Source organism: Streptococcus sp. LQJ-218, from assembly GCF_003428885.1.
Lineage (GTDB): Bacteria > Bacillota > Bacilli > Lactobacillales > Streptococcaceae > Streptococcus.
On record NZ_QQRU01000004.1, the window covers coordinates 168,401 to 182,090 of the forward strand.

General features: G+C 40.4%; 17 protein-coding genes. 9 read left to right on the forward strand and 8 right to left on the reverse strand.

Going from position 1 to position 13,690, the window contains the following annotated elements:
- The first annotated feature begins 11 nt into the window (after positions 1 to 11).
- Positions 12 to 692: a DNA repair protein RadC gene (gene radC / locus D2908_RS04995; RefSeq protein ID WP_117305345.1), complete on the forward strand. Its 681-nt coding sequence runs from the start codon at positions 12 to 14 to the stop codon at positions 690 to 692.
- On the opposite strand, the gene D2908_RS05000 is transcribed toward radC, so the two are convergent.
- The 7 genes from D2908_RS05000 to D2908_RS05030 all read right to left on the reverse strand — a co-directional run bounded on the left by D2908_RS05000 (position 689) and on the right by D2908_RS05030 (position 5,447).
- Positions 689 to 1,378, reverse strand: coding sequence for a gamma-glutamyl-gamma-aminobutyrate hydrolase family protein (locus tag D2908_RS05000; protein WP_117305347.1), 690 nt, complete (start codon positions 1,376 to 1,378; stop codon positions 689 to 691). The two genes, radC and D2908_RS05000, sit on opposite strands and share 4 nt — an antisense overlap.
- Before the next feature lie 17 nt (positions 1,379 to 1,395).
- Entirely contained in the window at positions 1,396 to 2,037 is a 642-nt protein-coding gene (locus D2908_RS05005) for a redox-sensing transcriptional repressor Rex (protein WP_117305348.1), read from the reverse strand.
- 82 nt (positions 2,038 to 2,119) lie between these two features.
- Positions 2,120 to 2,335 carry a DUF4649 family protein gene (locus D2908_RS05010; RefSeq protein WP_117305350.1) on the reverse strand — a complete coding sequence of 72 codons (216 nt, stop codon included), beginning with the start codon at positions 2,333 to 2,335 and terminating at the stop codon, positions 2,120 to 2,122.
- Positions 2,336 to 2,342: 7 nt separating this feature from the next.
- Positions 2,343 to 2,690 carry a DUF1831 domain-containing protein gene (locus tag D2908_RS05015; protein ID WP_049497315.1) on the reverse strand — a complete coding sequence of 116 codons (348 nt, stop codon included), beginning with the start codon at positions 2,688 to 2,690 and terminating at the stop codon, positions 2,343 to 2,345.
- A 4-nt stretch (positions 2,691 to 2,694) separates the two neighbouring features.
- A complete protein-coding gene (locus tag D2908_RS05020; RefSeq protein ID WP_117305352.1) occupies positions 2,695 to 3,810 on the reverse strand; it encodes a cysteine desulfurase family protein in 1,116 nt (371 codons plus the stop codon).
- A gap of 9 nt (positions 3,811 to 3,819) precedes the next feature.
- On the reverse strand, positions 3,820 to 4,779 hold the full coding sequence (locus D2908_RS05025) for a ribose-phosphate diphosphokinase (protein ID WP_001283818.1): 960 nt from the start codon (positions 4,777 to 4,779) through the stop codon (positions 3,820 to 3,822).
- Between the two features lie 98 nt (positions 4,780 to 4,877).
- Entirely contained in the window at positions 4,878 to 5,447 is a 570-nt protein-coding gene (locus D2908_RS05030; protein ID WP_117305353.1) for a CYTH domain-containing protein, read from the reverse strand.
- A gap of 135 nt (positions 5,448 to 5,582) precedes the next feature.
- On the opposite strand from D2908_RS05030, the gene D2908_RS05035 reads away from it, so the two are divergent.
- The 8 genes from D2908_RS05035 to D2908_RS05070 all read left to right on the forward strand — a co-directional run bounded on the left by D2908_RS05035 (position 5,583) and on the right by D2908_RS05070 (position 13,247).
- Complete coding sequence (locus D2908_RS05035; RefSeq protein ID WP_117305355.1) at positions 5,583 to 6,254, forward strand: GTP pyrophosphokinase family protein; 672 nt, start codon at positions 5,583 to 5,585, stop codon at positions 6,252 to 6,254.
- Complete coding sequence (locus tag D2908_RS05040; protein ID WP_117305357.1) at positions 6,238 to 7,056, forward strand: NAD kinase; 819 nt, start codon at positions 6,238 to 6,240, stop codon at positions 7,054 to 7,056. Before D2908_RS05035 ends, D2908_RS05040 begins: the two co-directional genes overlap by 17 nt.
- A complete protein-coding gene (locus tag D2908_RS05045) occupies positions 7,053 to 7,949 on the forward strand; it encodes an RluA family pseudouridine synthase (protein WP_117305359.1) in 897 nt (298 codons plus the stop codon). The genes D2908_RS05040 and D2908_RS05045 overlap by 4 nt, the downstream gene beginning before the upstream one ends.
- A 43-nt stretch (positions 7,950 to 7,992) precedes the next feature.
- Positions 7,993 to 8,967, forward strand: a complete 975-nt coding sequence (pta, locus tag D2908_RS05050; RefSeq protein WP_117305360.1) for a phosphate acetyltransferase — start codon at positions 7,993 to 7,995, stop codon at positions 8,965 to 8,967.
- Between the two features lie 82 nt (positions 8,968 to 9,049).
- Positions 9,050 to 10,261: an A/G-specific adenine glycosylase gene (gene mutY, locus D2908_RS05055; RefSeq protein ID WP_117305362.1), complete on the forward strand. Its 1,212-nt coding sequence runs from the start codon at positions 9,050 to 9,052 to the stop codon at positions 10,259 to 10,261.
- A gap of 125 nt (positions 10,262 to 10,386) precedes the next feature.
- On the forward strand, positions 10,387 to 11,094 hold the full coding sequence (gene yycF, locus D2908_RS05060; protein ID WP_049497334.1) for a response regulator YycF: 708 nt from the start codon (positions 10,387 to 10,389) through the stop codon (positions 11,092 to 11,094).
- Positions 11,087 to 12,436: a cell wall metabolism sensor histidine kinase VicK gene (gene vicK, locus D2908_RS05065; RefSeq protein ID WP_117305364.1), complete on the forward strand. Its 1,350-nt coding sequence runs from the start codon at positions 11,087 to 11,089 to the stop codon at positions 12,434 to 12,436. Before yycF ends, vicK begins: the two co-directional genes overlap by 8 nt.
- Before the next feature lies 1 nt (position 12,437).
- Entirely contained in the window at positions 12,438 to 13,247 is an 810-nt protein-coding gene (locus D2908_RS05070) for an MBL fold metallo-hydrolase (RefSeq protein ID WP_117305365.1), read from the forward strand.
- A gap of 32 nt (positions 13,248 to 13,279) precedes the next feature.
- Here the strand turns inward: D2908_RS05070 and D2908_RS05075 are convergent, their stop codons facing one another.
- Positions 13,280 to 13,627 (reverse strand): thioredoxin, encoded by a 348-nt coding sequence (locus D2908_RS05075; RefSeq protein ID WP_117305367.1) that lies wholly within the window; start codon positions 13,625 to 13,627, stop codon positions 13,280 to 13,282.
- Between the last annotated feature and the right edge of the window lie 63 nt (positions 13,628 to 13,690).

Consider the following 13,690-nt stretch of genomic DNA (forward strand, 5'->3'; position numbering starts at 1 on the left):
GGAGGATTTTTATGTACAGTATTTCATTTCAAGAAGATTCATTATTGCCAAGAGAAAGACTGGCCAAGGAAGGAGTAGAAGCGCTCAGTAATCAAGAGTTGCTAGCGATTTTGCTAAGGACAGGAACACGTCAAGCTAGCGTTTTTGAAATTGCACAGAAAGTCTTGAGCAATCTTTCAAGCCTAACGGATTTGAAAAAAATGACCCTGCAGGAGTTGCAGAGTCTATCTGGTATTGGGCGTGTTAAGGCCATAGAATTACAAGCTATGATTGAGCTGGGTCATCGTATTCATAAACACGAGACCCTTGAGATGGAAAGCATTCTCAGCAGTCAAAAGTTGGCCAAGAAGATGCAGCAGGAATTGGGACATAAAAAACAAGAGCACCTAGTGGCGCTCTATCTCAATACTCAAAATCAAATCATCCATCAACAGACCATTTTTATTGGTTCTGCCACTCGCAGTATTGCTGAACCACGTGAGATTCTTCACTATGCCATCAAGCATATGGCGACTTCACTCATCTTGGTCCACAATCATCCCTCAGGAGCAGTAGCGCCTAGCCGAAATGATGATCATGTGACTAAACTTGTAAAAGAAGCCTGCGAACTGATGGGTATTGTTCTCTTGGACCATTTGATTGTTTCGTATTCTAGTTACTTTAGTTACCGTGAAAAGACAGATTTAATCTAAAGGTCATTAACGACATAGTCAAAGAGGTTTTTATCTTTGGGGCGATTTTCAAATAGTAATTCTGGGTGCCATTGGACACCGAGAAAGGCAATATCATCTGTAGTTATGATAGCTTCAATGATACCATCTTGAGGATCAAGGGCCGCAATCTTTAAATTTGGTGCTAAGTCCTTGATGCTCTGATGGTGGAAAGAGTTAATATGGGAAATTTCTCCATAGATTTCTCGAAGAACTGTATCAGGTTCTGTTACCAAGCGCTGGCTTGTGTACTCAGCCGAACAATCCTGCCAGTGGTCTTCGATATCTTGGTACAAAGTTCCACCCATGGCAACGTTAAAGAGTTGTGTGCCACGGCAGACGGAGAAAATAGGCTTTTTCTGGTTAATAGCTTCTTTGATGAGGGCCAGTTCGAAGATATCTCTTTGAAGGTGGTAGTCATCACTATCAATGGTTTTCGGTTCATCATAGAATTTTGGATCAACATTTTGCCCACCTGTCAAGATGAGCTTGTCAATTATACTGATATAGTGGCTAGCCATTTCTTGATCACCAATCGGTAGGATGATGGGAATCCCTCCAGCGTCTTTCACACCTTCAACAAAGCCTTTTGCTGCGTAGCTCAACATGATATCATCAACTGGATGAGTTTTTTCGTTTCCTGTAATCCCAATAACTGGTTTTTTCATAAAATGATGTTCGCTTTCTAATCCTCTTTTCGCATGAAGTAGAGGAGGGTTTGGAGTTCACTTGTCAAATCGACATATTGAACGACCACGTCTTTTGGTAAATGCAGATGGACTGGTGAAAAACTGAGAATTCCTTTCACGCCAGCATCCACCAAGAGATTAGCAACCTCTTGTGACTTGACGCTGGGAACGGTTAGGATCGCAGTCTTGACATCGCCATTCTTTATTTTTTCCTTGATTTGAGAAATCCCGTAAATGGGAATCCCATCAGGAGTTTGGGTCCCTACTTCAGGGTGGTCATCTAGATCAAATGCCATAATAATCTTCATCTTGTTACGCTCGTGGAAGCGATAGTGGAGAAGGGCATGGCCCATATTTCCAATACCCACTAGCATGACATTGGTGATGGAGTTATCATTGAGCAAATCAGCAAAAAATGTCATCAGTTTTTTGACATCATAGCCAAAACCACGACGACCTAGTTCGCCAAAATAGGAAAAATCACGACGAACTGTCGCTGAATCAATACCGATAGCCTCTGCAATTTGTTTAGAGTTGGCACGTTCAATCTTTTCTGCATGAAATCTTTTAAAAATTCGATAGTAGAGAGAGAGTCTTTTCGCTGTAGCTTTTGGAATAGCAGACTGTTTATCTTTCACAAAATCACAACCTTTCTATTCTTCTATTTTATAGAAACATTGTGAAAAAATCAACAAAAACAAGAAAAAACTAAGAAAAATCTTAGTTTTGATGTAAAAAATCTGCATGTGATAGAAAACGGTAGAGGTCTCCGACCAGACCCTCGTAAACTTTCTGTTCCTTATAGGTCAAAGAAGTCACATAAAGTGTATCTGGCAGAGTCACACATCCTGACAGAGCCAGCATAAGAGCCTCGTAATCCTCATACTTGAGAGTGCGCTCTATATGATAGCTATCCTTATAGGTCAGTTCAAACATTTTGGCCCTATCTTTCAGATTTTATAAAGATACCACGTTCTACTAAACTATCCATGAGGAAGTAGAATTTTTCCTGATGAATGTGGTGGTCTTCTGATTTGAAAATATCAACTAGACGTAGTCCAAACTTGTCAGTGATATTGATTTTAGCTCCTGTAAGTTCCTTGTTAATGATGATTTTGAGTTGGAATCCCTCACCGCTGTTCGGAACTTTTTCCAAAAGGCGAGTCAATTCATAGTTACCAACCTTAGTCTCAAAAAAAGTGTTGTCCTTAAGGGTAAATTTTTTAACAGAAGGGCTAAGAGTGTAGTCGTAAGGACAATTTTTTAACTGAATGGTTTTTTCAAATGCCATATGGCTAACCTCCGATAATTTCTTTTAGGGTTTTTGCGAGGGTTTGTAGGTCTTCAACAGTATTTTGTGGCGACAAACTGATCCGAACGGATTCCTTCAAGCGTTCTGAATTTGCTCCGTACATAGCTTTAAGAACATGGCTCGACTGAATAATGCCCGCAGTACAGGCGGAACCAGTAGAGATAGAAATTCCAGCTAAATCTAAACGAAGGAGTAAGAGGTCGTTTTTCTGACCAGGAAATCCAATATTGAGAACATAAGAGAGATGGTGTTCGCCTCTATTCAAGTAATATTGACTTCCTTCTAGCTCTGCCAGAAAGGCAGTTTCTAGATTTTGTACATGGTGAAAATGTTCTTCTTGCTGTTCTAGGTCCTCTTTTAGGGCTGCAACCATGCCTACGATAGCAGCTAAATTTTCAGTTCCTGCACGTTTTTTCTGTTCTTGGTCTCCACCATGGAGATAAGAATCAAAGTCCATGCTAGATGCGTAGAGAAATCCGATTCCCTTAGGACCATGGAATTTATGGGCTGAAGCAGTGAGAAAATCAATGCCTAATTCTTCTGGATGAATAGGGATTTTACCAATAGCTTGAACTGCATCGACATGATAGGCAGCAGGGTGATGCTTGAGTATTTGGCCAATTTCAGCAATGGGCAGTAGGTTTCCGGTCTCATTATTGGCAAACATGGTAGAAACCAAAATCGTATCGTCACGTAAAGCCTTTTGAATTTGTTGGGCTGTAATTTCTTGATTTTCTGGTTGGATAATGGTTGCTTCAAAACCAAAGTGTTGAACCAAGTAATCAATGGTTTCAAGGACGGCATGGTGCTCAATAGCAGTTGTGATAATATGTTTTCCTTGTTCTTGATGACGAAGGCAGTAACCAATGATAGCAGTATTGTTGCCTTCAGTTCCACCAGAAGTGAAGAAAATATGTTGAGGTTTTGTCCTCAGTAACTGAGCTAATTCCTGACGAGCTTCTCGCAAGAGTTTTCCAGCTTGACGGCCATGACCATGAATGCTAGAAGGATTGCCATAGGTTTCTTGCATAACCTTGGTCATAGCTAAAATAGCAACTGCTGACATAGGAGTCGTTGCAGCATTGTCCAAATAAATCAAAGAATCACCTTATTTCTTTTTGTTGTAGGCAAAGAGTGGGCTGACTGGTTTTCTTTCGTGGATACGGACGATGGCATCACCAATTAACTCACTAGCAGTGATGTAGCATACGTTTTTAGGAGTTTTTTCTTTTGTTGCTACTGAATCAGTCACAAGAATTTCTTTAATATTCGTATTGTCAAGAAGTTCAGCAGCTCCCTCTACGAAGAGACCGTGGCTAGAAACAGCATAAATTTCTGTAGCCCCTTCACGTTCAACGATTTTAGCAGCTTCAGAGAAGGTACGTCCTGTATTTAAAATATCGTCAATCAAGATAGCTTTTTTTCCTTCAACATCCCCAATGATATAACCTTCGTTGCGAGTTGCATCATCTTGCGGATAGTCGATAATGGCGATAGGAGCATCAAGATATTCAGCCAGGCTACGAGCACGTTTCACTCCTGAATTTTTAGGGCTGACGACAACAACATCTGAACCGAGTAGGCCCTTATCGCAATAATGTTTTGCAAATAGGGGAACTGTGAAGAGGTTATCAACAGGGATATCAAAGAATCCTTGGACCTGAACGGCATGCAAATCAAGCGTAAGGATACGGTCAACTCCAGCCTTAACCAGCATATTAGCAACTAGTTTAGCTGTAAGTGGCTCACGTGGTGAAGCAATGCGGTCTTGACGTGCATAGCCAAAATATGGAAGGACTACGTTGATGCTGTGGGCACTTGCGCGCACACAAGCGTCGACCATGATCAGCAATTCCATTAGGTGGTTGTTAACAGGGAAACTTGTTGATTGGATGATGTAAACATCATAACCACGGACACTTTCTTCAATATTCACTTGGATTTCTCCGTCTGAAAATTGACGTGATGATAGTTTTCCAAGTGGGACACCAACAGCCTGTGCAATTTTCTGTGCAATCTCTTGGTTTGAGTTGAGTGCGAAAAGTTTCATGTTTTTTCTATCTGACATTATAGACCGTCCTCTGTAAACTTTTTAAATCCTAGCCTATACGAACTGGGATTTTTGTATTTTTATCTTTTCTATTTTACCAAAAAATAAAGATTATTTCAGCTATTTTTCATTCTTTTGACAAATCGAACCAATTTTGAAGGAGCTTTTTGATAATCAATCTGGTTTTCCTCTAAAAATTGCTGGAAATCTTGTTTCCCTTGTTCGTGATTTTCCACTTCAAGTTCTAATTCGTAATCTGTAATATCAAAGTACTGACTTTCATCTAGTGCCATGAGACCAATAGCTGTTTGCATCTCATAGCGAAGCGTTGTTAGACAACCAAGCACCTGCCAGTTCTTGCTTTGGATACCATGTTGAGCCAATTCATCCAGTACTGGTCCCTGAGGAAGTTCTTGCTTAGCCAGATAGTACTCAGCATCTTTTAGTTGCAATTTTTGATTGTATTCCATATTTCCAACACTTTGTGGGACTTTGAGTGTTAATTCTGCCCAGTCTTCAAAAGTGCGAATGCGCATAGCAACTTTCTTTTCTCGTAGTTCAAAATTAGGCGTGTCAATGTAGTAATTTTTTTGAAGAACAGGAGTGACACCTGTGAATTGCTCTTTTAGATGATCATATTCATCTTTTTTCAGTAGTGTTTTCAATTCAATTTCTAAATGTTTCATTTTTCTTACCTTTTCTTTATCGTTGAAAGCGGATTTATGGTATAATAAGTATTGTATTTATTGTATATGAATCTGGAGAAAAAATCAAAGATATTTTTGAAGGATAATAGATAATATCAGAACAAGGGAGAATATATGACCTTAGAATGGGAAGAATTTCTAGATCCTTACATTCAAGCTGTTGGTGAATTAAAAATTAAACTTCGTGGTATTCGTAAGCAATATCGTAAACAAAATAAACATTCTCCGATTGAGTTTGTGACTGGTCGAGTTAAGCCAATTGAGAGCATCAAGGAAAAAATGGCCCGTCGTGGCATTACTTATGCGACCTTGGAACACGATTTACAAGATATTGCTGGCTTGCGTGTGATGGTTCAGTTTGTGGATGACGTTCATGAAGTAGTGGAAATTTTGCGTAAACGTCAGGATATGCGGATCATACAGGAGCGAGATTACATTACTCATCGAAAATCCTCAGGCTATCGTTCCTACCATGTGGTAGTAGAATATACGGTTGATACCATCAATGGGGCCAAAACTATCTTAGCGGAAATTCAAATTCGTACCTTGGCCATGAATTTCTGGGCAACGATAGAACATTCTCTAAACTACAAGTACCAGGGGGATTTCCCAGAGGAGATTAAAAAGCGACTGGAAATTACTGCCAAAATTTCCCATCAGTTGGATGAAGAAATGGGGAAAATTCGAGATGATATTCAGGAAGCCCAGGCTCTTTTTGATCCTTTGAGTAGAAAATTATATGACGGTGTAGGAAACAGTGACGATACAGATGAAGAATACAGGTAAACGAATTGATCTGATAGCTAATAGAAAACCGCAGAGTCAAAGGGTTTTGTATGAATTGCGAGATCGTTTGAAGAGAAATCATTTTATACTCAATGATACTAACCCGGACATTGTTATTTCCATTGGTGGGGATGGCATGCTCTTGTCGGCCTTTCATAAGTACGAAAACCAACTTGATAAGGTCCGTTTTATCGGCGTTCATACTGGACATTTGGGCTTTTATACAGATTATCGTGATTTTGAGTTGGACAAGCTAGTGACTAATTTGCAACTAGATACTGGTGCAAGAATCTCTTATCCTGTTCTAAATGCGAAGGTCTTTCTTGAAAATGGTGAAGTGAAGATTTTCAGAGCATTAAATGAAGCTAGCATCCGCAGGTCCGATCGAACCATGGTGGCGGATATTGTAATCAATGGTGTTCCCTTTGAACGTTTTCGTGGAGACGGACTAACAGTTTCGACACCGACTGGTAGTACAGCCTATAACAAATCACTAGGCGGAGCTGTTTTACACCCTACCATCGAAGCTCTTCAGTTGACGGAAATTGCCAGCCTTAACAATCGTGTCTATCGAACGCTGGGTTCGTCCATTATTGTTCCAAAGAAGGACAAGATTGAACTGATCCCAACGAGAAACGATTACCATACCATTTCAGTTGACAATAGCGTTTATTCTTTCCGCAATATTGAGCGAATCGAGTATCAACTCGACCATCATAAGATTCACTTTGTCGCATCACCGAGCCATACCAGTTTCTGGAATCGTGTTAAGGATGCTTTTATCGGCGAGGTGGAGGAATGAGGTTTGAATTTATCGCTGATGAACATGTCAAGGTTAAGACCTTCTTAAAAAAGCACGAGGTTTCTAAGGGGCTGCTGGCCAAGATTAAGTTTCGAGGTGGAGCTATTCTGGTCAATGACCAACCGCAAAATGCAACGTATCTTTTGGATATTGGAGACTGCGTTACTATTGATATTCCCGCTGAGGAAGGTTTTGAAACTCTCGAAACTATCGAGAGGCCATTAGACATTCTCTATGAGGATGATCATTTTCTAGTCTTAAACAAACCCTATGGAGTGGCTTCTATTCCTAGTGTCAATCACTCCAATACCATTGCCAATTTTATCAAGGGTTACTATGTCAAGCAAAATTACGAAAATCAGCAGGTACATATTGTAACCAGACTTGATAGAGATACTTCTGGCTTGATGCTCTTTGCCAAGCACGGCTATGCCCATGCACGATTAGACAAGCAGTTGCAGAAGAAGTCCATTGAGAAACGCTACTTTGCTTTGGTTAAAGGTCATGGACACTTGGAGCCGGAGGGAGAAATTATTGCTCCGATTGCGCGTGATGAAGACTCCATTATCACTAGAAGAGTAGCTAAAGGTGGAAAGTATGCTCATACTTCTTACAAGATTGTAGCATCTTATGGGAATATTCATTTGGTAGACATTCGCCTGCACACTGGGCGAACCCACCAAATCCGAGTCCACTTTTCTCATATTGGTTTTCCTTTGTTGGGAGATGACTTGTACGGTGGTAGTCTGGACGACGGCATCCAGCGCCAGGCCCTACATTGTCATTCTTTAACTTTTTATCATCCATTTTTAGAGCAAGACTTGCAGTTAGAAAGCCCCTTGCCGGATGATTTTAGCAACCTTATTACCCAGTTATCAACTAATACTCTATAAAAATTGTTTCAGAGTATAATTATTATCTAAAAGGAGAAAACTCATGGAAGTTTTTGAAAGTCTCAAAGCCAACTTGGTTGGTAAACATGCTCGTATCGTTCTCCCTGAAGGGGAAGAACCTCGTATTCTCCAAGCAACTAAACGTTTGATAAAAGAAACAGAAGTGATTCCTGTTTTGCTTGGAAATCCTGAAAAAATTAAAATTTATCTTGAAATCGAAGGTATCGAAGATGGTTATGAAGTCATCGACCCACAACACTACGATAAATTTGAAGAAATGGTTGCTGCTTTAGTGGAGCGTCGCAAGGGCAAAATGTCTGAAGAAGAAGCACGCAAGGTTTTGATTGAAGATGTCAACTATTTTGGTGTTATGTTGGTTTACCTGGGCTTGGTTGATGGAATGGTATCAGGTGCGATTCACTCAACAGCTTCAACAGTACGTCCAGCTCTTCAAATCATCAAAACTCGTCCAAATGTGACGCGTACTTCAGGTGCCTTCCTCATGGTTCGTGGTACGGAGCGTTACCTATTTGGAGACTGTGCTATCAACATTAATCCAAATGCAGAAGCCTTGGCTGAAATTGCCATCAACTCAGCAATCACAGCTAAGATGTTTGGCATCGAACCTAAAATTGCTATGCTAAGCTATTCTACTAAAGGTTCAGGATTTGGAGAAAGCGTTGACAAGGTTGTTGAAGCAACTAAAATTGCTCACGACTTGCGCCCTGACCTTGAGATTGATGGTGAGTTGCAATTTGATGCGGCTTTTGTTCCAGAAACTGCAGCTTTGAAAGCTCCTGGAAGTACAGTTGCTGGTCAAGCAAATGTCTTTATCTTCCCAGGTATCGAGGCAGGAAATATCGGCTACAAGATGGCGGAACGTCTCGGTGGATTTGCAGCGGTTGGTCCAGTATTGCAAGGTTTGAACAAACCAGTTAACGACCTTTCTCGTGGATGTAATGCGGATGATGTTTACAAGTTGACCCTCATCACAGCAGCCCAAGCTGTTCATCAATAAGATTTAGTCCTCTTTCCTTTGGGAAGAGGCTTTTTAATACTAGGAAAAGGACAGTTAGAATCTTCTGTGTTATACTAGAGATATGTTAGATTTGAAAGAATACGGTATCGTCATGTGGCCGGAGGAGAAGATTGTTTCTTTCCGTGAGAAACTTCTCACTTGGTATGATGAAAACAAAAGAGATTTACCTTGGCGTAGAAGTAAAAAACCTTATCACATCTGGGTTTCTGAAATTATGCTCCAGCAGACCAGGGTGGATACGGTTATTCCTTATTACGAACGATTCTTGGACTGGTTTCCAACAGTGGACAGTTTGGCTACTGCACCTGAAGAACGTTTGTTGAAGGCTTGGGAAGGTTTGGGTTATTATTCTCGAGTACGCAATATGCAGGCTGCAGCCCAGCAGATTATGAAAGACTTTAGTGGTCAATTTCCAAATACCTATGAAGGAATTTCCAGCTTGAAAGGGATTGGTCCTTACACAGCAGGAGCCATTTCCAGTATTGCTTTTAACTTGCCTGAGCCAGCTGTAGATGGTAATGTTATGCGGGTTTTGGCGCGTCTGTTTGAAGTCAACCACGATATTGGAATTCCTAGCAATCGAAAGATTTTCCAAGCCATGATGGAAACCTTGATTGATCCAGAAAGGCCAGGTGACTTTAATCAAGCCTTGATGGACCTAGGATCAGATATTGAGGCGCCAGTAAATCCCAGACCAGAAGAAAGCCCAGTTAAGGACTTTAGTGCGGCATATCAGCATGGCACAATGGACCGTTATCCAATCAAGGTTCCCAAGAAAAAGCCTGTCCCAATTTATCTTAAAACCTTGGTAGTCAAAAATACTCAGGGACAATTTTTACTTGAAAAAAATGAAAGTGAAAAGCTATTGGCAGGTTTTTGGCATTTCCCTTTGATAGAAGTTGATAACTTTTTGCAAGAAGAGCAGTTTGATCTCTTTCATCAGGTTGCAGAAGAAAGTGTGAACTTTGGCCCCAGTCCAGAAGAGAGTTTTCAGCAGGATTATGATTTAGAAGTTGATTGGCTTAATCTGCATTTTGACACTGTCAAGAATGTCTTTAGCCATCGCATGTGGCATATTCAAATTGTAGCAGGTCAGGTGAGTGACTTCCATGATTTTTCAGATAGGGAAGTTCGCTGGCTTTCACCAGAAGAGTTTAAAAATTACCCACTTGCTAAACCCCAACAAAAAATCTGGCAGACTTATGCACAAGCCAACTTAGACTCAATGAAAATCAAAGAGCAAACTAGGAAACTAACCGCAGGCTGTACTTGAGTACGGCAAGGCGACGTTGACGCGGTTTGAATTTGATTTTCGAAGAGTATTAGATAGTAGAGAAGACTAGCTATTGTGTTTTCTTGTTATTTTTTTGGTATAATAGTAGAGAAAAAGGTGAACAAATGAAAAAAATATTAATTGTAGATGATGAAAAACCAATCTCGGATATTATCAAGTTTAATATGACCAAGGAAGGTTACGAAGTTGTAACTGCTTTTAATGGTCGTGAAGCGTTAGAGAAATATGAAGCAGAGCAACCAGATATTATTATTCTGGATTTGATGCTTCCAGAAATTGATGGTTTAGAAGTTGCGAAGACTATTCGCAAGTCAAGTAGTGTGCCTATTATCATGCTGTCGGCTAAAGATAGCGAATTTGACAAGGTTATCGGTTTGGAGCTTGGAGCAGATGACTATGTGACAAAACCTTTCTCAAATCGTGAATTGCAGGCGCGTGTTAAAGCTCTCCTTCGTCGTACGGATTTGGTTTCTGTAGATAACCAAGAATCTGATGAAAAGAAAATCCAACCCTTGAAAATTGGGGACTTGGAGATTGTGCCAGATGCCTATGTAGCTAAAAAATACGGTAAAGAACTAGACTTAACCCACCGTGAATTTGAGCTCTTATACCACTTGGCTTCTCATATTGGTCAAGTAATTACGCGTGAACACTTGCTTGAAACGGTCTGGGGTTATGATTATTTTGGAGATGTTCGGACTGTTGACGTAACTATTAGACGTTTGCGTGAGAAGATTGAAGACACACCAAGTAGGCCTGAATACATCCTAACTCGTCGTGGAGTAGGATATTATATGAGAAATAATGATTGAAGTAATTAGACAAACAATTTTGACGAGTGACTTTATCTTTATCCTCATCCTAATTGGCTTTATTATGCTAGTGACTTTTCTTTTACTTGAGAACCGTCGCGATAATATTCGCCTTAGGCAATTAAATCAGAAGGTTAAAGACCTGATTGCAGGAGATTATTCACAGGTATTGGATATGCAGGGAAGTTCTGAGATTACTAATATTACCAATAATCTCAATGATTTATCAGAAGTAATTCGCTTGACTCAAGAAAATCTGGAACAAGAGAGTAAACGATTGCATAGTATCCTCTCATACATGACAGACGGAGTCCTTGCGACCAATCGTCGTGGTAAGATTACCATGATTAATGACATGGCTAAGAAACAGCTAGGCGTTCAGAAAGAAGAGGTTCTCAATAAAAGTATTCTAGAATTACTTAAGATTGAGGATGAGTATGAACTTCGTGATTTGATTGCCCAAGTTCCTGAGCTTATGATTGATTCTCAGGATGCTAACGGGGAATATCTGAGCCTTCGTGTACGTTTTGCCTTGGTTCGTCGTGAGTCTGGATTTATCTCAGGTTTGGTGGCTGTTTTGCATGATACGACGGAGCAGGAGAAAGAAGAGCGCGAACGGAGACTCTTTGTTTCCAACGTTAGTCATGAACTACGGACTCCTCTAACCAGCGTAAAATCCTATCTTGAAGCCTTGGATGAGGGTGCCTTGTCAGAACCTGTCGCACCAGACTTTATCAAGGTATCTCTAAACGAAACTAACCGTATGATGAGAATGGTGACAGACCTTCTTCATCTTTCACGTATTGATAATGCAACCAGTCATCTAGATGTGGAATTAATCAATTTCACTGCCTTTATAACATTTATCCTCAACCGTTTTGATAAGATGAGGGGATCAGATGAAGAGAAGAAATACGAATTGGTTAGAGATTATCCGATTACCTCCGTCTGGATTGAAATTGATACAGACAAGATGACACAGGTGATTGATAATATTCTTAATAATGCCATTAAGTATTCACCGGATGGTGGGAAAATCAAAGTGAGGATGAAGACGACTGATGATCAGATGATTTTGTCTATCTCCGACCAAGGTCTAGGGATTCCAAAGCAAGATTTGCCGAAGATTTTTGACCGTTTCTACCGAGTGGATCGTGCTAGAAGTCGTGCGCAAGGTGGAACTGGGCTGGGTCTAGCTATAGCCAAAGAAATTATCAAACAACATAATGGTTTTATTTGGGCCAAGAGTGAATATGGTAAGGGATCAACCTTTACCATTGTGCTCCCTTATGATAAGGATGCCGTGAAAGAAGAAGTATGGGAGGACGAAATAGAAGAGTAGAATGTGTGAAACAGGTTTTAAATACAGTATTTTAGCGTCGGGTTCCAGTGGAAATTCCTTTTATTTGGAAACCCCAAAAAAGAAACTTTTAGTGGATGCGGGCTTGTCGGGTAAGAAAATTACCAGCCTACTTGCTGAAATAAATCGCAAGCCAGAAGAGTTGGATGCCATCTTGATTACGCATGAGCATTCTGACCATATTCATGGAGTAGGTGTTTTAGCTCGCAAATATGGTATGGATTTGTATGCCAATGAAAAGACCTGGCAGGCTATGGAAAATAGCAAGTATCTTGGCAAGGTGGATTCTTCGCAAAAGCATATCTTTGAAATGGGTGAAACCAAAACCTTTGGAGATATCGACATCGAGAGTTTTGGTGTTAGTCATGATGCGATCGCACCGCAGTTTTTTCGCTTTATGAAGGATGATAAGAGTTTTGTTATGCTGACTGATACAGGTTATGTTAGTGACCGTATGGCAGGAATTGTCGAGAATGCAGATGGCTATCTTATCGAGTCCAATCATGATGTAGAGATTTTACGAGCAGGTTCTTACGCTTGGCGACTCAAACAACGAATCCTATCGGATCTTGGTCACCTTTCAAACGAAGACGGTGCTGAAGCCATGATTCGTACCTTAGGAAACCGCACTAAAAAAATTTACCTTGGGCATTTATCTAAGGAGAACAATATCAAGGAGTTGGCTCATATGACTATGGTCAATCAGTTAGCTCAGGCTGATCTGGGAGTCGGAGTAGACTTTAAGATTTACGATACCTCACCTGATACCGCAACACCATTGACAGATATATAAAAAAGAAGGCGAGGGCCTTCTTTTTATATCTTTTACAATCCAGCGAAATCCTTGATTTCTTGTGCTGACATTGAAGAGTCGCAACGGACATTGATTTGTCCATCTGCAATGTGAACGAAGCCTGGTACAGTTGGGATTCCATAGCGTGAGCGGAATGCTTGCAACTCATTGAGTTGGCTTGGCTCTTCGCTATTAATGAAGTAGATGTGAGCTTTAGTTTCAGCTACGACACCTGCCAAGGTACCAGCAAATTTACGGCAGTAAGGGCAAGTTTTACGACCGATAAAGAAGGTTGCAGTTTCTTTCTTATCAAGAGCTTCTTGCGCACGTGCAACTGTAGTGACTTCAAGGTCTTTGATGTTATCTAAAAATTGTTTCATGAGATTACCTCGCTTTCATTGATAAGTCTAGTATGCCATAAAGTTTCTAAAATTGCTTAGATT

Bases quoted from the DNA above. Each gene is read 5' to 3' on its own strand.
- radC (WP_117305345.1), top strand. From the start codon at position 12: ATGTACAGTATTTCATTTCAAGAAGATTCATTATTGCCAAGAGAAAGA.
- D2908_RS05000 (WP_117305347.1), bottom strand. From the start codon at position 1,378: ATGAAAAAACCAGTTATTGGGATTACAGGAAACGAAAAAACTCATCCA.
- D2908_RS05010 (WP_117305350.1), bottom strand. From the start codon at position 2,335: ATGTTTGAACTGACCTATAAGGATAGCTATCATATAGAGCGCACTCTC.
- D2908_RS05015 (WP_049497315.1), bottom strand. From the start codon at position 2,690: ATGGCATTTGAAAAAACCATTCAGTTAAAAAATTGTCCTTACGACTAC.
- D2908_RS05025 (WP_001283818.1), bottom strand. From the start codon at position 4,779: ATGTCAGATAGAAAAAACATGAAACTTTTCGCACTCAACTCAAACCAA.
- D2908_RS05030 (WP_117305353.1), bottom strand. From the start codon at position 5,447: ATGAAACATTTAGAAATTGAATTGAAAACACTACTGAAAAAAGATGAA.
- D2908_RS05035 (WP_117305355.1), top strand. From the start codon at position 5,583: ATGACCTTAGAATGGGAAGAATTTCTAGATCCTTACATTCAAGCTGTT.
- D2908_RS05040 (WP_117305357.1), top strand. From the start codon at position 6,238: ATGAAGAATACAGGTAAACGAATTGATCTGATAGCTAATAGAAAACCG.
- D2908_RS05045 (WP_117305359.1), top strand. From the start codon at position 7,053: ATGAGGTTTGAATTTATCGCTGATGAACATGTCAAGGTTAAGACCTTC.
- pta (WP_117305360.1), top strand. From the start codon at position 7,993: ATGGAAGTTTTTGAAAGTCTCAAAGCCAACTTGGTTGGTAAACATGCT.
- mutY (WP_117305362.1), top strand. From the start codon at position 9,050: ATGTTAGATTTGAAAGAATACGGTATCGTCATGTGGCCGGAGGAGAAG.
- yycF (WP_049497334.1), top strand. From the start codon at position 10,387: ATGAAAAAAATATTAATTGTAGATGATGAAAAACCAATCTCGGATATT.
- vicK (WP_117305364.1), top strand. From the start codon at position 11,087: ATGATTGAAGTAATTAGACAAACAATTTTGACGAGTGACTTTATCTTT.
- D2908_RS05070 (WP_117305365.1), top strand. From the start codon at position 12,438: ATGTGTGAAACAGGTTTTAAATACAGTATTTTAGCGTCGGGTTCCAGT.
- D2908_RS05075 (WP_117305367.1), bottom strand. From the start codon at position 13,627: ATGAAACAATTTTTAGATAACATCAAAGACCTTGAAGTCACTACAGTT.